The following is a 19,539-nucleotide window of genomic DNA, read 5'->3' as shown; positions in this document are numbered from 1 at the left end:
ACATACCCGCTGACAAACGGCACCTCAAAGATCAGTACACGTCCGGGCACCGACATTCTGACGCCCATCAATGCGAGGCGTCGATTCTTTGATATATCCGAAGATAGCAGAGTAGTTGCCGTTCCAAAGCTAGCGTTAGCAGGTGGCCGGCTGGGGGAAAATTGTTCAACTTCTCAACGCATCGGTGTGCACATTGTGACAGTAGATGTGCCACGTGGTCAGGCTGCAGACCAAGAGCCAAGGCATTAACAGAACCTTCAACTGTTTCACGGTCGTGTCCTGCTAGATCGTTAGCCAACCGTACGGCCAATGCCGCATCGTCAAGGGCATCCCCCAGTGAAGTTGCTGCTGGGGAGGCGTCTGCGCTCTCGATCGTGGACCAAAGTACAGCTGTCACGAAATGCATTCCGATGCTTCTTGCGCCCTGCTTAAGATATTCTTGAATTGTTGGCAATTCGGCCCCCCCGGTGAGCGCTCGCGCCGCTCGCCGTTCGAAGCTCTGTCCGCTCAAGAACGAATCGGTTGCAGATTGAAAAAAAGAATACAGGCTGGGACCGGCCGGTTGATTCAGAAAACGTTCATGTATTGTTGACAGTGCCAGCGAGAGTGAATGAGTAGGATCTGCATTCTTGATGCTTATTACGGATCTACAGTCCTGCAAGCAGGCTTCGACGGCTCGGTCGGATTCTGATTTGAGATCATCGACGAAGACGTCTATCAGGGCTGTCCAAAGGATCGCCTGCGCGAAGAGGGAGCATTGATCCGATGGAAGCCAGGGAGCAATAAATGCGGCTAGGATGGCTGCGGGCATAATCTGCTCCTGGCGAACCGGCAAGGCAGTGGAACGAACCCACGTCTCAAGTTCTTGGGCAATCGATATCGACATTGCCGCTGCGTCGGCGATTGCCAAAGGATCTAGCGCTGTACACATTCTATCGATATCCCATGACCCTTTCTCCAGCCCTCCCGCCCCAGTGGGGTCATCGAGCTCCTCGATCATCATCGTGCTGGTCCATCCGTATTGGACTGCGCCTGCAGGCGTACCAGCAGATTTCGGGGATGGAGAATGGCCGATCGCGAGGGGCGGAGGTCGGCCTCGGGTTCGGGCCTGAGGCGCCAGCGTGCAATGATGCTGGCGAGGGTGAGTTCGATTAGCATGGCGGCGAATTCGTAGCCGATGCACTTGTTCGGCCCAGCCCCGAACGGGGCGAAGGCACCTCGCGGGAGGCTGCGCTCGTTTTCTGGATTCCAACGGTCAGGGTCGAATACATCAGGGTGTTCGTAAACACCGGGATGGTGCTGGACGACGTAAGGACTGAACACGACAGTCGATCCTCGGGGGATCGCGGTGCCGGCGAGCGTGGCATCGGTTGTAGTTGTTCGGGTGCTGAACCAGGCTGGCGGGTAGAGCCTTAGGGTCTCCTTGACCACCTGCCGGGTAAACGTAAGACGGGGAAGGTCGTCCCCACCGGCGATTCGATCACCGAGGACCGCACGTGCTTCGGCGTGAAGGCGTCGTTCGGCATCGGGATGCAGAGCCAGAAGTGTCACGGCCCAGGCCAGGGCGGCTGGGGTTGCTTCGGCGCCCGCCACCAGCAGGGCGATGCACTCGTCGCGCAGTTCCTTTTCGCTCATGCCGCTGGCCATCAGCGCGGACACGACATTTTCGTGGCCAGGGCGCGACGCGCGGTGTTGAGCGAGCAACTGGTCGATCGCCGCAGTCAATACCGCCATCGCCGCTTCACACCGCCGGTTGGCGGGGATAGGAAGCCTTTTGATGAGAGGTGTCGGCGAGGCATATCGCACGTATACATCGCGCACTACGGCGGCGATGGCGCGCCGCAGCTGCTCGACCGATCCCGGCACATCGTCAGCACCGAATAGCGCACGCAGCGTCGTCTTGAGACTGATTGCGTACATCGCTGGGCCGACTTCTATGGACTGTGCGTTGGTCCACCCACCGATAATCTCCTCGATCGTTGCCGTCATAACCGGAGCGTAGTTTGCCAAATGCTGATGTCTGAACGATGGCTGAAGCCGGCGCCGCTGCCCGCGGTGATCCGCGTGGGTTGAAGTGACGACTGTGTTGCCGAAAACATCCCTCATAGTCTCGAAAACCGGACCACCCTTGTCGAAGGTGCGGTTGTCGAGCAGCATTTCGTGCATGAGCTCAGGATGGCATGGCACGTACATCCTGGCGCGTCCGAACTGAACTTCCACCAGGTCTCCGTGTTGGGCTAGCGACGCGATCCAGCCGAGGGGGTCGCGCAGCAGGGCGAGTGTGTGCCCGAGCAGCGGTATGGCGCCTGGGGCCCGACCGGACTGCAGACCGCTGGTTGTGGTGGATAGGGGGTTGATCATGTTGTCATGCCTCCAGGATCCATGCAGCGATTCGTTTCCGTTCCGTCCATCGTGAGGGGCAGGCCGATGTGCCTGGCGACCCTTTGGGGCACTCCTTGGGGTGCCAGCCCAAGGCGCAGAGGCAGAGAACTACCAAAAGGATTCCGTACCTCGAATCGCACTTATACGCTCCAGTATCGAACTGGTACTGGGTGACTCCGCCCGGCATCACGCTTTGTAATGATGGGAGAGTTCATGCCGGAGAGCAACCGTGTATGTCCGCACGCGAAGCTGTTCGATCCCGCAGGCGTCCATCGTAACGACCCCCACCCGTTCCTGGCGCGCGCACGTCGAGAACAGCCCGTCTTCTACGCGCCGCAATTTGACCGATGGTGTGTCACTCGGTACGACGACATCGTCACGATTCTTCGGGATAAACAGAACTTCTCTGCTCGAGATCACAAACCTGCCCCGCTGAACGCAGAGCTGCCCCCGGATGTGCTTGAAACCCTAGCAACGTGGCGAGGTGACGAGGAGTCGGTAGCAACACGCTGGGATGGACTAGACCATACCAAAATGCGCGCCGTGGCGGGCGCTCAATTCACCCAGCGCGCCCTGTCACCGTTCGAATCCGATATCCGAGGGACGGCAGCCGCGTTGACAGCAAGATTGGTCGCCAGGGGTGACATCGACTTCATCTCTGAATTCGCGATCCCTTTCACATTGAACACCATTCTAAAGATATTGGGAATTCCTGATGAGTTTCAGGATCGGTGTCGACGATGGTCTCAGCATTGGCATGCACTCAAATTGAACCATCCAGATCTCAGCGACAGCGCTTTTGCGCGCCAGGCTGCGCAGAGTCTACGGGAATTTGGTTCTTTCGCGAGAGATATGGTGGCTCAACGGAAGTCCCGGCCACGCGACGACGTCATCAGCCACATGCTGCACAATAGCCAAAGTGAACGAAGCTTGACCGCCACTGAGGTCGTGGCACTTCTACCCACTATTATTTCGGCCGGCCACGAGACATCGGCCCAGGCACTGGCTCTCATCGTGTCCGATCAGTTGGACTCCCCCGGTGGTTGGTCCGAGCTCAGCGGCGGGCACGTTCCTATTGCTGGGATGATCGAGGAAAGTCTGCGTCTTGAGGCGCCCTTGTTCGGTGTGTTCCGCACGGCCAAGCGACCGGTCACGGTAGGAGGAATACAATTGGCGGAAGGAAGCCGGCTGCTGCTCCTGTGCGGTTCTGGCAATCACGACGAGAATAGATATGAGAACCCGACACAGCGCAACGTAGAACGTAAATTCGACTCGCCGCATCTGTCCTTCGGTCTGGGTTCCCACTTCTGTGTCGGTGCTCCGCTCGCTCGCCTCGAACTGACCATTGCCATGGAGGAACTCGCCGCTGGTCTACCTCAGCTCACTTTGGCACCAGAGGCGAGCCGCAGCTATCACCCCATTTTTCCGCTGCGGGCCCTGACCGAATTGAGGCTGCTTACATGACGCGACAGGAAATGCGAAACGGCAGTTTTGGTCCCGCAGGAGCGGTAGCAGGGTCGGATCCGCCTGCCGGCGGACATTCTGTGGCCGATATCGATATCCACCCGTCAGGAGATCGCTGGAGTCGTCTCGCCATTCGGATGTACCGGATCCCGAGTCGGCTCTTGTTCGAAATTGTCATGGCGTGGAGAATAACAGTCGGAGACTTCCCGGCGACGGTAATACCCTATCTGTGCGTGGCGACCAGCACATTCATAGCGGCTGGACTTCCGGCACGCGAGCTTCCTGTAGTCCTACTTAAAATCCTGACCTATGGATTCCTGTACATTTATGCATTCACGACTGTCAACCAGCTTGCCTCCGGCGAAGAGGACGCTGCAAACAAACCTCATCGCCCGCTGGCCAAGGGAATCGTCACGCGGCAATGGATGATTCGACGTGCCGTCGCAACAAATGCCCTGTTCATCACTATTGGGTTTCTCTTTTCGATTCCTTGGCCCACCTTGACGTGGCTGGCCCTTATTCACCTCCATAACATCTTCGACCGGATATATCGGCACTGGTTCTTCAAGAACGTTGTATTCATAAGCCTCGGCGCAGGGGTCGAACTTACCGCCGTTTGGGGACTTACCGCGCCTACCGCGCTGCCATGGGCGTGGATCTGCGTGACGTCGCTGCTGGCTGGAATCGGGTGCAACTGCCAGGACATCCGCGATGTGGTCGGCGATCGGCTGGTCAGACGTAAGACAATGTCTGTCGCGTGGGGTGAGAGAAATGCCCGCGCGGCCGCGGTGCTGATATTGTTCTCCACCCCCGTGATTCAGTACGCGGTGTTGCCATGGCCACCCCCAAGCGCCGCACTATTGATATGCCTCGGGATTCCGTGCGCCTTGATTTGGCTCAGCGCAACGCGGTTTCTTCTCTTCCGGAATCCAAGATCTGACCACTGGAGCTACCAACTCTTCTGCTTCTGGTGGTGTTCGGCACTTCTCCTGCAACCCCTGGTCATCACGGGATACATAGGCTGATGCATTTGAAGACAAACTCTGAGGTGGATCAGAATGAGGGCGGTATGACTAGTCCAACCGCGCCGTACGCGACTTCTCTGGTGGAATCCGGAGAGCCCGCGATGGCCTGGAGCGCGGCCGACGTCCCCACTCAGAACGGGCGGGTGGCCGTCGTCACCGGCGCCAACAGCGGGCTCGGCCTGGAGACAGCCAAGGTGCTGGCCGCCCGCGGCGCCACCGTGGTGCTCGCCTGCCGCGACCCGAAGCGCGCCGCGGCAGCCGCCGGGGTGGTAGGCAAACAGGGCGGCACGGCGGAGCTGCTCGCGCTCGACCTCGCCTCGCTGGACTCGGTGCGCGCTGCCGCCGCGGAGCTGCGCGAGCGCTTCGACCGCGTCGACCTGCTGTTCAACAACGCCGGTGTGATGTTCCCCGCCTACGGGAAGACCGCCGACGGCTTCGAACTCCAGCTCGGCACCAACCACCTGGGCCACTTCGCCTTCACCGGCCTGGTGCTGGACCGGCTGCTGGAGGTGCCTGGCTCGCGCGTCGTGGTCGTCGCCAGCCTAGTCCACCGGTTCGCGCGCGGCGGCATGAACTTCGACGACCTGCAGTCCGAGCGTCGCTACAGCCGGATCGGCGCTTACGGCCAGTCCAAGCTGGCCAACCTGCTTTTTGTTTATGAGTTGCAGCGCCGGCTCGCCGCCGCCGAGGCCCGGACGGTCGCGGTCGCGGCCCACCCCGGCTGCTCCAGCACCGAGCTGACCCGGCATCTGCCCGCCTGGATGCAGCGGGCCAGCCGGGTCCTGGTTGAGCCGCTGCTGGCGCAGCCCGCCGAGCAGGGTGCGCTGCCAAGCTTGCGTGCGGCGACGGATGCCCAGGCGCAGGGCGGCCAGTACTACGGTCCGAGGGGCTTCCAACAGACGCGCGGCGCGCCCCAGCTGGTCCGGTCGACCCCAGTCTCCTACGACACCGCCGCACAGCAGCGACTCTGGACGGTGTCGCAGGAGCTGACGGGGGTCGGCTTCCCGGTCTGAGGCTGACCTGTCGGATCAGCCCGGGGCACTGCCGCTCCTCGCCCAGCACACGGTGGGCGAGGACTTTATCAGTATTGGCGTTGTGCCCGCACGACCCGGCGGGAGGAGGCGGTGGTTCCTATTCCCTCCGTGTCGGTCGGTCGACGTCTCGGCACCGCGCGGCAGAAGTTCGAGGAGGCCGGGAGGATGAGCCTGCTTGTCGTTGGCCTGAGCCACCGCAGCGCGCCAGCCGGTCTGCTGGAGCGCGCCGCCCTAACGGGGCATCAGCCGTCCCGGCTACTGCACGCCTCGGCCTCCGCGCCGGTCGCCGAGTCCACACTGGTCAACACCTGCAACCGGATCGAGCTCTACGCGGAGGTGGACAACTGTCACGCGGGTGTGGAGATCCTGTCCACCCTGCTCGCCGAGCACTCCGGCGTCGGCCTGGACGAACTGACCCCGCACCTCTACGTGCACTACGAAGACCGGGCCGTCCACCACCTCTTCTCGGTGGCCTGCGGTCTGCACTCGATGGTCGTCGGCGAGGGGCAGATCCTCGGCCAACTGCGCGACGCCCTCAACACCGCGCAGGACCAGCACACCGCTGGCCGCTCGCTGAACGAGCTGTTCCAGCAGGCGCTGCGGGTCGGAAAGCGCGCCCACAGCGAGACCGGGATCGACAAGGCCGGGCAGACCCTGGTCATCTTCGGCCTGCAGCAGATCGCCGAGGTCTGCGGCCCGATCGCGGGCAAGCGCGCGCTGGTCGTCGGCGCCGGGTCGATGAGCTCGCTGGCTGCGGCCACCCTGCACGGCGAGGGCGTCGGCGAGCTGGTCGTCGCCAACCGGACCCTGGCCAAGGCCGAGCGTGTCGCGGCGCAGCTGGGCGGCACCGCCGTGCCGTTCACCGAGCTCGGGACCGCGCTGGTCGAAACCGACCTGGTCATCTCCTGTACCGGGGCGGCTGGAATCGTGCTGACCGCCGACGCGATCGAAGCCGCCGCGCAGAAGCGCAGCGCCGTCGCCGCGCCGCTCGCCCTGCTCGACCTGGCCATGCCCCGCGACGTGGACACCGCCGCGCACACGCTGGCCGGCGTCCACGTGGTGTACCTGGAGTCGCTTGCCACCGCGGCCCAGGACGCCGACTCCGGCGCCCTCGACATTGACGCGGTCCGCCGCATCGTCGCCGAGGAGGTCGACGCCTTCGGCGCGGCCCAGCGTGCGGCGGCGACCACCCCCAGCGTCATCGCCCTCAGGGCGATGGCCTCCGCGCTGGTCAATGCCGAGCTCGAGCGCCTGGACGCTCGCCTCCCCGGGCTGGAGGACCACACCAGGGCGGAGATCCAGCAGACCGTCCGCCGCGTGGTGAACAAGCTGCTCCACCAGCCCACCGTTCGCATCAAGCAGCTGGCCGGGGAACCCGGCGGCGCCTCCTATGCGGCGGCGCTGCGCGAACTGTTCGACCTCGATCCCATGGCCATTGAGGCGGTCAGTACCACCAGGACGATCTCATGACAGGTCCGACGAGCATGCAAGGAGATCACCTCCACCGGGTAGCGGTGCTTCTTGTACGACGTCACCACATCCGGCACGACCAGCCCCTCTCCCCAGACGGACAACCCCGAAGATCATCCCAGGCCAACTGACAACGTGACAGCACCGTGCTTCATGATCGGCACGTAGGTCATTTCCGGGGACACCGTCGGGAGCCACGCTGCTTTGCAGACCAAGCAGTTGCCATGACCCGCATGGCCCAGAGTCGTCACTGCCCCACGCAATCCGGATACGGCCGCATGCCGCGCGTCGCAGCCAGGGGGTCTTCCGGGCGGCCACCCAGCACGGTGGATGGAGCTACAGCGGGAGAGGAAGCGAGGAACACGTCCAGCAGCTCCTGCTCGTCCGGCTGGGACGGCGTCTCGACGACGGCCGAACGCTGGTTCTGGATCACTTTCAGTGCCAGGGCCACGGAGGGTCACCGAAACCGCGATCATGAACGGCCGTGAGTGATGTACTCATCCAGGACCTGTGGTTCCACCAGATCGAGGGTGTCGAGGTAGAAAACGCCGTGTCCGAAGGCGAGTTGGTGACCGTCCGGGCCCGGACAGGCGCGGAGCAGGCCGCGTGTCCGGCATGCGGGACCCTGTCGTCCCGGATTCACAGCCGGTACGTACGCCGGCTCGCCGACAGTGCGGTCGGCAGCCGTCGGGTGCTGATCGAGTTACAGGTGCGGCGGTTCCGTTGCCGTGAACGTGCCTGCCGACAGGCAACCTTCGCCGAGCAGGTCGACGGGCTCACCTTCCCCCGAGTTCCGCAGTCGATGGGCACGCGAGAGCCCTGTGGTCCCGCGACCTGCTGGGATACGCCAGGCAGACGTGTGCCTACGAGCCCTTCCTCAGGCTGTGACCTGGGGGATCGAGTGCAGTTTGCTCTTCCAGATTCCCCATCCGGATCGACAGGATCTGACGGTTCGTCCGGGTTATTGACAAATCGTCACATCGCGTCCTGTGATTCGCTGTTGAGAAACCCGCCCCGCCACCCTCATGTGGGCATGCGAGATCGGCGGCGTCGGCGCAGGTCAGCAACTCGGGGTACCGCGTATGCCCACCAACTGTCGAACTCGGGCTTCCGGCACTGGGGCGAAGTGCGGGTCTGCAGAAGGTACTTGAACGCCTCGCGGTGATGCTGGCTGGTCGGGCCGGAGCCCGGTTCTCCGAGGTCCTGACGACCCAGGTGAGCAAGTCGACGCTGCTGCGGCTGATCCGCCGCCTGCCAGAGCCCAAACCAACCACACCGCGCGTCTTGGGAGTAGACGAGTTCGCGCTGCGCAAGGGGCACAACTACGGCACGATCCTGATCGACATCGAGACCCGTCAGCCCATCGACCTGCTGCCGGACCGGACCACGACGACGGTGGCCCGGTGGCTCACCGATCACCCTGGTGTCGAAGTGATCTGCAGAGACCGCTCGACCGCTTTTGCCGAGGCCGGGCGGATCGGCGCCCCCGAAGCGGTCCATGTCGCGGATCGCTGGCACATCTGGTCCAACCTTGCCGAGGCCGTCGAGAAGACCGTCGTCCAGCACCGCGCTCTTCTCCGTCAACCGCACGACTCCGCCGCCACACCCATCAGTGCGGCCATGAAGACGATGGAACTCGAACCGCACGCCGCGCCGGGGCCGCGGACAGCAGGCCGCCTGTGCGACCGAATCCGGGAACAGCACGCGGCCGTCCATGCCCTCCTCTGCAAGGGAGTTGGGCTGCGAGCGATCGGCCGAGACCTCGGACTGGCCCGCAACACCGTTCGTCGCCTCGCCTACTCGGCGAGCCTGGACGAGCTTCTGGTCGGCCAGTGGACCGGCCGCACCAGCATCCTCGACCCCTACAAGCCCCACCTCCACCAGCGGTGGGCCGAGGGATGCACCATCGCCCGCCGTCTGTTCGAGGAAATACGTGCGCGCGGTTACACCGGTGGCGAGAGCGTCGTGAAGAAGTACGTCCACCGGCTGCCGGTCCGTAGCTGGGAGGCGTCCTCGGCGAAGGTGGTGTCGCGGACATGGTGCAGGGCCTCGATCTTCCAGTGGTCGCGGACGAGTTCGGCGAGCTGGCACGCGGTGGCCTGCTCGGCGGTCAGGCTGGTGACGGCGTAGACCGTCTTGACGGCGGTCTTGCCGGTCTTGAGGTCGGTGCGCCGGCGCTTGATCTGGACGGCCTGGCGGGCTCCGGGGAAGAGGAGGCTGTTGACGGTGGCGGCCTTGATCCGGCGGATCTCCGAGCGGCCGTGGCCGATGCCCCGGGTGCGTCCCTGGAGCGGGATGGCCTTCCAGGGAAGTGACTTGAGCTGTCAGCACAGCTTCTTCTGGTTCCCCTTGACGATCACGATGTAGTGGGCGTCCCGGCTGAGGAGGTAGTCGGCGTGCTCGCGCTGGGTATGCATCGCGTCGTTGGTGACGACGGTTCCTGCCAGGTCGGCGACGGTGTCCAGCAGCGGCTGGAAGCAGGTGATCTCGTTCGTCTTCTCGCCGACGTCCAGCTGGGCCAGGACCAGGCCGGTGGTGTGCTCCAGTGCGGCGAGCAGGTGGATCTTGCGGCCCTTCGCCTTGGCCGCGCAGCCCGGTCGCCTTCGGGCGTCGGTCGGCGAGCCGGCGTCCGACCGCCCGGTCCAGCGCGTCGCCGTCGATGCGGGCCAGTAGCCGCCGGACCGTCGTTTCCGCAGGCAGCAACCGCTTCGGAAACAGCGGGCCGAGGCGTATGCCGAGGCGTTGAAGGATGTGCGGCGGGGCGTCGGCGATCCACTCGCTGACTGCCGGCACAGAGGTCGCCCCCGCCAGAACCGCGCACGCGGTCAGCGCGAGGACGGCGACCAGAGCGTGCCGTACGCCGCGCGGGTCTCGCGGGCCGGGGTACCCGGCCAGCTGCTCCAGCAGACGCGGGACCTCGGCGGATACGGCCTCGGGCTGCTCACGGAGCTGGTCAAGGGCAGAGGGGATCAGCGAAGATGCGTCGGCAGGCACGGTCTTCCACTCGGATCACGGGGCGTAGAGAACTCCATGATCCTGGAAGCCGTGCCTGTCACGTTCCGGGGCACCGGCAAGCCGGCAGAACATCACGAACCGGACGTCACGCGACTACGCCGAAGCCCTGGGGGTGGGGTGGAATGCTCGCCGGGTCGGCGTCTGAGGAGGGGGACCCGGTCGTGTCGGACGCGGGCCCTCGTACAAGAAGCACAGCTACCCGGTCGAGGTCATCTCGCACTGCGTGTGGCGGTACTTCCGCTTCCCCTCAGCTACCGAGGTAGAGCCGCTCATCCTGGAGCGCGGCGTCATCGTCTCCCACGAGACCGTCTGCCGCTGGTGCCTGAAGCTCGGGCAGGCCTACGCCAACGCCCTGCGCCGACGGCGCCCGCAGCCCGGTGACAAGTGCCCCGACGAGGTCTTCATCAAGGCCGGCGGGAAGCAGAAGTACCTGTGGCGGCCGCCGACGCCGACGCACGGCATCGGGAAGGCCCGCCTGCCCAGAGGGCTGCCCGAAACGGAGGGAACGGCGAGCCATTCAACGGTAAGACTGACAACAATGCATTGAACGGTCAGCGCGGGCGATTCCGCCACAGCCGAGAGGGACTCTGATATTGGTGGAACGCCGAACCGCCGGTTTGAGGTGTCGTAGCCCAGTGGGCGACTCGGCCGCCTCTGGCCACGCATCGGCCGACACCATACCCAGCCCTTGTCAACCACACCGCCACGTCGCCATGTCCGGCTCGCCTCTCGGCGTGGCTACGTGTATCCAACGCTCTACTCAAAACCCCCATACCGCGCGGAAGGTCAGGGACTATGCTAATTTGCGGACTGAAGATGACACACGATGGCGGAATTGCCGTCATTGACGGGAACCGGCTCATATTTAGTATCGAGATGGAAAAGCTAGAAAACCTACCCCGCTATAGCCCCATCGACAATCTGGCGCGAGTTGAGAGAATCTTGTCCGGCGAAGGCGTCGACCTCGCCGCAATTGACAGATTCGTAGTCGACGGATGGCTCGTCGACCCCATAACGGGACGTACCGAGGTACCTGCGCGAGACGGTGCTCGAGAACTTCGTCTTCCGGTGGCGTCTTATGCCGAAGAGATGCTGGGAAGGAGGACGGAAAACCGCGGTGACCCCACCAGATCCATCGATTTTACGGAGCACAACTTCTCGTCGCACAGCATCGGGTATTCCAGCTACCATCACTCGACCGGCCACGTGCTCGCGTCGTACTGCGCTAGCCCCTTCGCCGCGCGAGGGGAGGACTCGCTCGTATTGACGTGGGACGGTGGCACCACTAGCCGACTCTACCATGCAACTGCCAATCCTCCAGGGCTCCGGCAAGTCGCAACAATCCTTCCCTTCTCAGGGCATCTGTTCTCGGCCATCTGCTGCAACTTTGATCCCTTTCGAATCGAGGGCGCCGCGAGCGCGCTGGAGGACGTAAACGCCAACACCCAGGCCGAGCTGCAGATGCAGATACTTTCAGTTGCTGGAAAGGCTATGGCGTACGCTGCTCTTGGAACGGTTGAGGAGTCTGCATTCCCAGTCCTTCGCGAACTTCTCTCGCAACTCACTCAGTCGAACGACGCAATTGAGCTCGCCGGTCAAGCCATGATGCTTGGCGGAAAAGTAGCTGCGGACCAAGACGCTCTATTCCCGGGAATGTCTAGCGCAGACATAATTGCAACTCTTCAAGCGTATATCGGAAATTTGATACTTGAGCAAGTGACTGCGGTGGTGCAGAAGTACTATAGCGGCTCGTACCCGAACCTCGCCCTCGCGGGTGGCTGCGCTCTAAATATCAAATGGAATACTAAGTTGCGCGCTTCCGGTCTATTCTCTGAAGTGTGGGCGCCTCCATTTCCAAACGACTCGGGAGCGGCTATCGGTGCTGCTTGCTGTGAGATGTTCTCAAAGGCTCGTAATTCTCGCCTCAACTGGAATGTTTATAGCGGCCCCCGCTTGACCGTGGGATCGATCCCGGAGGGATGGTGTTCAGAGGCGTGCGACGAAAGACAGCTTGCAGAGTTGCTTGTCGTTACTGGTGAGCCGGTCGTATTTCTATCCGGTCGAGCTGAGATTGGTCCGAGAGCTCTGGGTGGACGGAGCATACTTGCCCCTGCAACAGATGTCCGGATGAAGGATCGGCTGAATGCGGCGAAAGGACGGGCAGGCTATCGTCCGGTGGCGCCAATCTGTCTCTCCTCTCACGCCCCTGAAGTCTTTTCCCCGGGGACGCCTGACCCTTACATGCTCTTCGAGCATCACATCAGGCCTGAATGGGAGCAGAGAATTCCAGCCGTCGCACATTTGGACGGCACCGCTCGACTCCAGACAGTAGACCCCTCTGACGGGACTCCGATCAGCAAGCTGTTGTCAGAATACGAGCGCCTCAGTGGGATTCCAGTACTGTGCAATACAAGTGCGAACCTGAATGGACGAGGATTCTTTCCCGATGCTGCTACCGCGACCGAATGGGGGCGAATCAATTACGTCTGGTCAGAAGGGACTCTTTTTAGGAGGAGTGACATCTAATCCATCGTGCAACCCGAACGAAAAGAATCACGCTGACGGTGAGAGCAACACCAATGCACTGACCGGCCACAGCCGTCCACTTACATGCGGCGCGCATGCATACCTACGATCTGGGCCCGGCGCGTTGCCGCGCGCCAATCGCGTTCGTCACAGCAGGCGGCCTTGGTGATGCATTGCAGCGGAAGAGTGAGGGCGAGCGACGCGCCGGAACGTGGCATCCATCGCAAGCAGTGCTTGGAACCATCGTCATCCTCGGAGGGCCAGCGTGCCTAAGCGCACCGATATCCAGTCCGTCCTGGTCATCGTCTCCGGCCCGATCGTCATCGGCCAGGCCGCCGAGTTCGACTACTCCGGCACCCAGGCGTGCCGCATCCTGCGCGCCGAGGGCCTGCGGGTCATCCTCGTCAACTCCAACCCGGCGACGATCATGACCGACCCGGAGATCGCCGACGCCACCTACGTCGAGCCGATCACCCCCGAGTTCGTCGAGAAGATCATCGCCAAGGAGCGGCCGGACACGCTGCTGCCCACCCTGGGCGGCCAGACGGCCCTCAACACGGCGATCTCGCTGCACCAGGCGGGGACCCTGGAGAAGTACGGCGTCGAGCTGATCGGCGCCAACGTCGAGGCCATCAACAAGGGCGAGGACCGCGACCTCTTCAAGGACGTCGTCGAGGCCGTCCGCGCCAAGATCGGGCACGGCGAGTCCGCCCGCTCGGTCATCTGCCACTCCATGGACGACGTCCTCGCGGGCGTCGACACGCTCGGCGGCTACCCGGTCGTCGTGCGCCCGTCCTTCACCATGGGCGGCGCCGGCTCCGGCTTCGCCCACGACGAGGAGGAGCTGCGCCGCATCGCCGGCCAGGGCCTGACCCTCTCTCCCACCACCGAGGTGCTCCTGGAGGAGTCCATCCTCGGCTGGAAGGAGTACGAGCTGGAGCTGATGCGCGACAAGCACGACAACGTCGTGGTCGTCTGCTCCATCGAGAACTTCGACCCGATGGGCGTGCACACCGGTGACTCGATCACCGTCGCGCCCGCGATGACGCTGACCGACCGCGAGTACCAGACCCTGCGCGACATCGGCATCGCGGTCATCCGCGAGGTCGGCGTCGACACCGGCGGCTGCAACATCCAGTTCGCGGTGAACCCGGAGGACGGCCGGGTCATCGTCATCGAGATGAACCCGCGTGTGTCGCGTTCATCGGCTCTCGCCTCCAAGGCGACCGGCTTCCCGATCGCCAAGATCGCGGCCAAGCTGGCCGTCGGCTACACGCTCGACGAGATCCCGAACGACATCACGAAGGAGACCCCGGCCTCCTTCGAGCCGACCCTCGACTACGTGGTCGTGAAGGCCCCGCGCTTCGCCTTCGAGAAGTTCCCGCAGGCCGACTCCACGCTGACCACCACCATGAAGTCGGTCGGCGAGGCCATGGCCATCGGCCGCAACTTCACCGAGGCCTTCCAGAAGGCGCTGCGCTCGCTGGAGAAGAAGGGCAGCCAGCTCGACTTCGTCTCCCCGGTGGGCGACAAGGCGAAGCTGCTCGCCAAGGCCGTGCGCCCGACCGACGGCCGCATCAACACCGTCATGGACGCGATCCGCGCCGGCGCCACGGCCGACGAGGTCTTCGAGTCCACGAAGATCGACCCGTGGTTCGTCGACCAGCTCTTCCTGATCAAGGAGATCGCCGAGGAGATCGCCGAGGCCGAGAAACTCGCCCCGGGCCTGCTGCGCCACGCCAAGCGGCACGGCTTCTCCGACCAGCAGATCGGCGAGATCCGCGGCCTGCGCGAGGACGTCGTGCGCGAGGTGCGCCATGCCCTGGGCGTCCGCCCGGTCTACAAGACGGTCGACACCTGCGCCGCCGAGTTCGCCGCGCAGACGCCGTACTTCTACTCCTCCTACGACGAGGAGACGGAGGTCGCCCCCCGCGAGAAGCCCGCTGTCATCATCCTGGGCTCCGGGCCCAACCGCATCGGCCAGGGCATCGAGTTCGACTACTCCTGCGTGCACGCCTCCTTCGCGCTGAGCGACGCCGGGTACGAGACGGTGATGGTCAACTGCAACCCTGAGACCGTCTCCACCGACTACGACACCTCCGACCGGCTGTACTTCGAGCCGCTGACACTCGAGGATGTGCTGGAGATCGTCCACGCCGAGCAGCAGGCCGGTCCGGTCGCGGGCGTGCTGGTCCAGCTGGGCGGCCAGACCTCGCTGGGTCTCGCCCAGGCACTCAAGGACAACGGCGTGCCGATCGTCGGCACCTCACCCGAGGCGATCCACCTCGCTAAGGAGCGCGGCGCGTTCAGCCGGGTGTTGGCCGACGCCGGTCTGCCCGCGCCCAAGCTCGGCACGGCGTCTTCCTTCGAAGAGGCCAAGGCGATCGCCGACGAGATCGGCTACCCGGTGCTGGCCCGCCCCTCGTACGCGCTGGGCGGCCGCGGCATGGAGATCGTCTACGACGAGACCCACCTGAGCGCATTCATTGCTGAGTCAAAGGAAGTCAGCCCGCGACATCCGGTGTTCGTCGACCAGTTCCTGGACAACGCGATCAAACTGACTGTTGACGCCCTCTTCGACGGCGAGGAACTCTACCTCGGCGGCGTCATGGAGCACATCGAGGAGGCCGGCATCCACAGCAGCGACAGCGCCTGCGCGCTGCCCCCGATCACGCTGGGCGGCTACGACATGAACCGCCTGCGCGCGGCCACCGAGGGCATCGCGCGCAGCGTCGGGGTGCGCGGCCTGATCAACGTTCGGTTCGCACTAACCCGCGACCTATACGTCCTGAAGGCTTACCCGTACGCCTCGAATACCATCCCATTCTCCTCGAAGGCCACCGGCATACCCCTGGCCAAGGCGGCCGCCCGGATCTCCCTTGGGGCGACTATCACCGAACTACGGAAGGACGGAATCCTGCCTGATAGAGACGGAGGCAGATTCGCATTGAAAGACCTCACCGCAATCCTGCAGCCCATCATGCCGTGGTTGCGCTTTCGCGGCGACCTTAACATACGCGAACTGCACATGCCCCATAAGATGAGTTCCACTGGCCAAGTCATGGGAATTAGCTCTACCATCGGTAGTGCCTATGCTAAGGCACAGGCGAGCGCGTACTGCGCGTTGCCGACGAGCGGCAGGGTGTTCGTTTCAGTTGCCTGCTGTGACAAGCGCAGATTGGTTCTCCCTACCCGAGCCCTGGCCCGTCTGGGCTTCGAGATCATAGCCCCCAGTGACACCGTCGAGATATTGTGGCGCAATGGCATCTCGGCGACGATCGTGCTTAAGCAAAACAATGGAGAGCATCCCAAGAGCGGGCGAACCGTCGTCGATCTGGTCCGTGAAGGGGAGATTGACCTGGTCCTTAATATTTCAAATAGTCGCAGGGTCGATGAGATCCGCGCGGCGGCTGCCAGTCGTTCCGTTCCCTGTTTCACCACGTTCCGCGCGATGCATGCAGCGGTACAAGCCATCGACGCACTGGTACACAGAAATCTGCAGTGGGTTTCCCTTCAGGAAGCAGCGTCAGGCGGGTGCTGCCACGTTGGCGGCCATGAAAAGATCCTGCCTTGATCGTTCACGTGCGCGCCGGGGGCGTTGTCACGTTCGGGGCGTGCTGACTGAGGGCATTGCGAGGCTGGCGGTGGTCTGTGTTCAGCCCGGTGGCGGACATGCCGGTGGTGCTGGTGATGTGGTTCCAGATGGTGAAGCGGATGGTCATTTCGAGGCGGCACCGGTCGGCTGCCATGAAATACCGTCCGGGCCGGAAGTGAGGTGAGAGGTGCTGATGCCCCTATGGATGTCAAGCGACGGCTCCGGCGGTGTCAGTGCTATTGGCTGAGGTGCTGCTGGGACGATGAGTCGGTAGATCTCTCGTGCGACGTAGCGTTTGACACGGCAGCTGTAGTTCTTGATCACGGCTGGTCGTGGCAGCGGTGTCGTTGCTGGTGGCAGGCGGTTGCGACGGCTTGGTGACGGCGCCTCCAGGCGATCCAGCGCAGGACATGATCACGGTCGCGGGCGGCTGGGGGCAGCACGATGGCCCGCAGGAGACGGATGAGCTCGGGACAGGTCGGCGGGACGAGTCCGGGTTGCCGCTCGGAGCCCTCATGGATGGCTGCGGCCGTGAGAGCGAGGACGACGGCGGCGAACAGGGAGAACAGTGACCAGCGCATCCAGGAGTTCCAGCAGGTCACCTGACCCTGGTCGAGCCCGGTGAAGCCCTTTGTGAGCTGGAACGTTTCCTCGATCCGCCACCTGCGCGAGATCACTTCCATCAGTGTGGCGAGGGCGACGTCGCCGGGTGCCCAGCAGCGGAAGTAGGACACCTCGCCGGTGTAGCGGTGCCGCCGCGCGACCAGCACGCTCGTCCCCGCCCCGGCCGCGTTCTCGTTCTCGTTCTCGTTCTCGTTCTCGTCGGGAGTGTCGTCGGGGCGGACGTCGAGCCAGGCCCAGTCGTACTCGCGGGTGCCCTTGGTGCCGTGTCCGGTCTGCCGGCGCATCCACTGCTCGGGACGCACCTTGTTGATCAGTTTGCGGGCCTCCCACCGGCGGCCGCCCCCGTCGGTGACCTGGTACGTAGCGGCGATGCCGACCGTGTAGCCCAGACCCAGTGAGCGTATGCCCCGGCGCAGTTCACGCCCGCAGTACACCTCGTCGCCCGCGAACCAGCGTGCCTCGATCCCCGTGGCGAGTGCGCCGGTGACCATGGACAGCGCCTGCTGCGGCTTCGTCGCGAACCCGACCTCCTCCGGCACCCCGGCGACCTCGCGGCGTTCCTCGTCCGCGGCCCAGTCCGCCGGGAGATACAGGGCCCGGTCGATGATCACCTTCGTGGTCGCGGAGACCGCCGCCAGATGCACCGCCACCTGACACAGACCGACACCGCCGATCGCACCCGAGTACTGCCGTCCGGCTCCCACACACTCCGTCGAGGACTTCGCATCGCCCGTCTCGTCCACCACCAACACCACGTCCTGCCCGGCGAGTTCACCGGCCACCAGGCGGACGATCTCCTTCCCCGCCCGATCGTGATCGAACCGGGCACGGGACAACAGGTGCTGCAGCCGGTGAGGGCCCGGATGTCCCAACGCCTGCCCGAGCGTCCAGCAGTTCCGCGTGTCCACCTCCAGCAACAGTCCGGCGACCAACTCGGCGGCTGTCGCCCGCGTTTCACGCCGTGTGAAACAGCCCGCGACGGTTGCCATGACCCTCCCGAATGTCTCGCCCCACGTCTGCTCCGCTATCGTGGCCTCCGCGGCCACCGTGTCTTGATACGTCGTCACAAACGTTCATGATCGCGGTGGCCGTCCTCATGCCCGCACGCACCCCCGACAAGACACTGACCAGCCCAGACGCTGGAACTACAGCTGCCGTGTTTGACCTCGATCCGTCAGCGGGGTTTGGTCGCTGAGTGGCTCGGCGGTTCGCCTGAAATGTCCCCTGCCGGTCGGGGGTGGGCCGTCGCGTGACGCTGCGGCTCCGCGGTTCCACGGGCCCGGGGTGGTGGGGGTCTCCTCCGTTCTGGTCTTCGTCGGGACGGAGCCGGTCCGTCAGGTGAGGGCCGGAAGTCCAGTGAGTCGCTGCCGGCAGACGGTGAACGCCTTGGCCCAGGGCCAGGTGGAGTCGATGCGGAGCCAGCGGCAGCGGGCGTGTTTCGTGAGGCGGGCGGGCAGGTGGTAGAGGCGAAAGCGCATGGTGTCGATCTCGGCGTCGGCCAGGTCGTCGACGTCGTGCAGGCCCAGGAGCCTCAGCCAGGCGTCGAGGTCGGCGGCCAGGTTCGCGGCGAGCATCCAGCCGCGGTTCACATCCCAGGACTTGGATGGGAGATTGTGCAGGCCCATCGCCTTGTTCGTCCGCACCCGGTCCTCCACTTCAGCGTGATCACGGTGGAGGACGTCGAGGAATTGAGGCTGGTGGGAGCCGGCGATGCCCCACATCCGGCCGATGTTCGTCGCGGTGATGCTGTAGCGCCAGCCGGTCTTGCGCTCGAAGCCGGTAAGTTTCTTGATCTGCCGGCCCGACGGCTTGACCCGCCGGACGATCAGCCGGGTGCCGTCGGGCCAGCCCTCCCGGGTGTTCAGGCCGGTCAGCTCGGCCACGAAGTAGGCGGCCTGGAGGCCCAGGGCTGCGCGCCGGTCGTAGACCAGCTGACCAAGGTCATGGGCCAGTTCGGCCTCCTCGTACAGGCGGTCGTACTGGGTGTTCTCATCCACTGCTGCGCCGAGGAGCTTGCGGTGGCGGCGGGTCTTCCACTCGGCGTGTTTCATGGCAGTTCCTCCATCGGGCTGTAAAGGTCGTGTTCGGTGGCCGGCGCATGGCTGGCCTCGCATGCGGCCTGGGCGGCGTGAGCGCGGGCCACCTCCGCGGTCTCGCGCATCTTCGTCTTGCGGAAGACGGTGAGCGGAACGACACGACGGTCGGGGGCGAGCCAATAGGTGATGCGCTGGGCGTTGCCCGCTTCGTCACAGGCGCAGAGTCGACAACCGCAGTGACGGCCTTCATCGACTGGGACCACCACACCATCGCCTACAGCAGCGCCGGCCACCCCCCACCCGCCCTGCTCCATCCCGACGGCACCGTGACCTTCCTCGACCAGGCCACCGACCCACCACTAGTAGAC

16 protein-coding genes and 3 pseudogenes are annotated in these 19,539 nt (G+C 64.2%); 10 read left to right on the top strand and 9 right to left on the bottom strand.

Annotated elements, in window-relative coordinates:
- Nucleotides 1-67: 67 nt before the first annotated feature.
- Both OG331_RS50335 and OG331_RS50330 read right to left on the bottom strand, forming a co-directional pair.
- The gene (locus OG331_RS50335) at nucleotides 68-1,003 is read right to left on the bottom strand and encodes a terpene synthase family protein (RefSeq protein ID WP_406191045.1); all 936 of its coding nucleotides are present in this window, start codon (nucleotides 1,001-1,003) and stop codon (nucleotides 68-70) included.
- On the bottom strand, nucleotides 1,000-2,361 hold the full coding sequence (locus OG331_RS50330) for a cytochrome P450 (RefSeq protein ID WP_406191049.1): 1,362 nt from the start codon (nucleotides 2,359-2,361) through the stop codon (nucleotides 1,000-1,002). The genes OG331_RS50335 and OG331_RS50330 overlap by 4 nt, the downstream gene beginning before the upstream one ends.
- Before the next feature lie 234 nt (nucleotides 2,362-2,595).
- Here OG331_RS50330 and OG331_RS50325 point away from each other — a divergent pair, with 234 nt between their 5' ends.
- The 4 genes from OG331_RS50325 (at nucleotide 2,596) to OG331_RS50310 (ending at nucleotide 7,375) form a co-directional block, all read left to right on the top strand.
- Nucleotides 2,596-3,846, top strand: coding sequence for a cytochrome P450 (locus tag OG331_RS50325; RefSeq protein WP_406191052.1), 1,251 nt, complete (start codon nucleotides 2,596-2,598; stop codon nucleotides 3,844-3,846).
- A 233-nt stretch (nucleotides 3,847-4,079) separates the two neighbouring features.
- Nucleotides 4,080-4,871: a UbiA family prenyltransferase gene (locus OG331_RS50320; RefSeq protein ID WP_406191054.1), complete on the top strand. Its 792-nt coding sequence runs from the start codon at nucleotides 4,080-4,082 to the stop codon at nucleotides 4,869-4,871.
- A 101-nt stretch (nucleotides 4,872-4,972) separates the two neighbouring features.
- Nucleotides 4,973-5,884 (top strand): oxidoreductase, encoded by a 912-nt coding sequence (locus OG331_RS50315; RefSeq protein ID WP_406209611.1) that lies wholly within the window; start codon nucleotides 4,973-4,975, stop codon nucleotides 5,882-5,884.
- A 186-nt stretch (nucleotides 5,885-6,070) separates the two neighbouring features.
- Nucleotides 6,071-7,375: a glutamyl-tRNA reductase gene (locus OG331_RS50310; protein WP_406191056.1), complete on the top strand. Its 1,305-nt coding sequence runs from the start codon at nucleotides 6,071-6,073 to the stop codon at nucleotides 7,373-7,375.
- 247 nt (nucleotides 7,376-7,622) lie between these two features.
- Here OG331_RS50310 and OG331_RS50305 read toward each other — a convergent pair whose 3' ends face one another.
- A complete protein-coding gene (locus OG331_RS50305; protein WP_406191059.1) occupies nucleotides 7,623-7,826 on the bottom strand; it encodes a hypothetical protein in 204 nt (67 codons plus the stop codon).
- Nucleotides 7,827-7,859: 33 nt separating this feature from the next.
- Here OG331_RS50305 and OG331_RS50300 point away from each other — a divergent pair, with 33 nt between their 5' ends.
- Together OG331_RS50300 and OG331_RS50295 are read left to right on the top strand one after the other, a co-directional pair.
- Nucleotides 7,860-8,540, top strand: a complete 681-nt coding sequence (locus OG331_RS50300; protein ID WP_406209523.1) for a transposase family protein — start codon at nucleotides 7,860-7,862, stop codon at nucleotides 8,538-8,540.
- A 119-nt stretch (nucleotides 8,541-8,659) separates the two neighbouring features.
- Nucleotides 8,660-9,505, top strand: a complete 846-nt coding sequence (locus tag OG331_RS50295) for a transposase (protein WP_406191061.1) — start codon at nucleotides 8,660-8,662, stop codon at nucleotides 9,503-9,505.
- Nucleotides 9,506-9,699: 194 nt separating this feature from the next.
- On the opposite strand, the gene OG331_RS50290 is transcribed toward OG331_RS50295, so the two are convergent.
- Both OG331_RS50290 and OG331_RS50285 read right to left on the bottom strand, forming a co-directional pair.
- The gene (locus OG331_RS50290; protein WP_406210858.1) at nucleotides 9,700-9,933 is read right to left on the bottom strand and encodes an ISAs1 family transposase; all 234 of its coding nucleotides are present in this window, start codon (nucleotides 9,931-9,933) and stop codon (nucleotides 9,700-9,702) included.
- Between the two features lie 130 nt (nucleotides 9,934-10,063).
- A pseudogene (locus tag OG331_RS50285) lies at nucleotides 10,064-10,369 on the bottom strand (transposase family protein); the annotation flags it as partial.
- Nucleotides 10,370-10,601: 232 nt separating this feature from the next.
- Here OG331_RS50285 and OG331_RS50280 point away from each other — a divergent pair.
- The 3 genes and pseudogenes from OG331_RS50280 to carB form a co-directional block, all read left to right on the top strand.
- Nucleotides 10,602-10,829: pseudogene (locus OG331_RS50280) on the top strand (IS6 family transposase); the annotation flags it as partial.
- Between the two features lie 356 nt (nucleotides 10,830-11,185).
- On the top strand, nucleotides 11,186-12,916 hold the full coding sequence (locus tag OG331_RS50275) for a carbamoyltransferase N-terminal domain-containing protein (RefSeq protein ID WP_406191064.1): 1,731 nt from the start codon (nucleotides 11,186-11,188) through the stop codon (nucleotides 12,914-12,916).
- Between the two features lie 265 nt (nucleotides 12,917-13,181).
- Nucleotides 13,182-16,490, top strand: a complete 3,309-nt coding sequence (gene carB / locus OG331_RS50270) for a carbamoyl-phosphate synthase large subunit (protein ID WP_406191067.1) — start codon at nucleotides 13,182-13,184, stop codon at nucleotides 16,488-16,490.
- 4 nt (nucleotides 16,491-16,494) lie between these two features.
- Here the strand turns inward: carB and OG331_RS50265 are convergent, their stop codons facing one another.
- The 4 genes from OG331_RS50265 to OG331_RS50250 all read right to left on the bottom strand — a co-directional run bounded on the left by OG331_RS50265 (nucleotide 16,495) and on the right by OG331_RS50250 (nucleotide 19,434).
- Nucleotides 16,495-16,638, bottom strand: coding sequence for a hypothetical protein (locus OG331_RS50265; RefSeq protein WP_406191070.1), 144 nt, complete (start codon nucleotides 16,636-16,638; stop codon nucleotides 16,495-16,497).
- Between the two features lie 193 nt (nucleotides 16,639-16,831).
- Nucleotides 16,832-18,124, bottom strand: a complete 1,293-nt coding sequence (locus OG331_RS50260; protein WP_406191072.1) for an IS701 family transposase — start codon at nucleotides 18,122-18,124, stop codon at nucleotides 16,832-16,834.
- A gap of 345 nt (nucleotides 18,125-18,469) precedes the next feature.
- On the bottom strand, nucleotides 18,470-19,186 hold the full coding sequence (locus tag OG331_RS50255) for a transposase (protein WP_406191074.1): 717 nt from the start codon (nucleotides 19,184-19,186) through the stop codon (nucleotides 18,470-18,472).
- Nucleotides 19,183-19,434 carry a hypothetical protein gene (locus OG331_RS50250; RefSeq protein ID WP_406210856.1) on the bottom strand — a complete coding sequence of 84 codons (252 nt, stop codon included), beginning with the start codon at nucleotides 19,432-19,434 and terminating at the stop codon, nucleotides 19,183-19,185. The genes OG331_RS50255 and OG331_RS50250 overlap by 4 nt, the downstream gene beginning before the upstream one ends.
- On the opposite strand from OG331_RS50250, the pseudogene OG331_RS50245 reads away from it, so the two are divergent.
- Nucleotides 19,357-19,533: pseudogene (locus OG331_RS50245) on the top strand (SpoIIE family protein phosphatase); the annotation flags it as partial. The gene OG331_RS50250 and the pseudogene OG331_RS50245 sit on opposite strands and share 78 nt — an antisense overlap.
- Nucleotides 19,534-19,539: the final 6 nt, after the last annotated feature.

The organism is Streptomyces sp. NBC_01017 (assembly GCF_045162795.1).
Taxonomy (GTDB): Bacteria; Actinomycetota; Actinomycetes; order Streptomycetales; family Streptomycetaceae; genus Streptomyces; species Streptomyces machairae.
The sequence above is the reverse complement of the archived record's forward strand: the minus strand, read 5'-3'. Positions and strand labels throughout refer to the sequence as shown.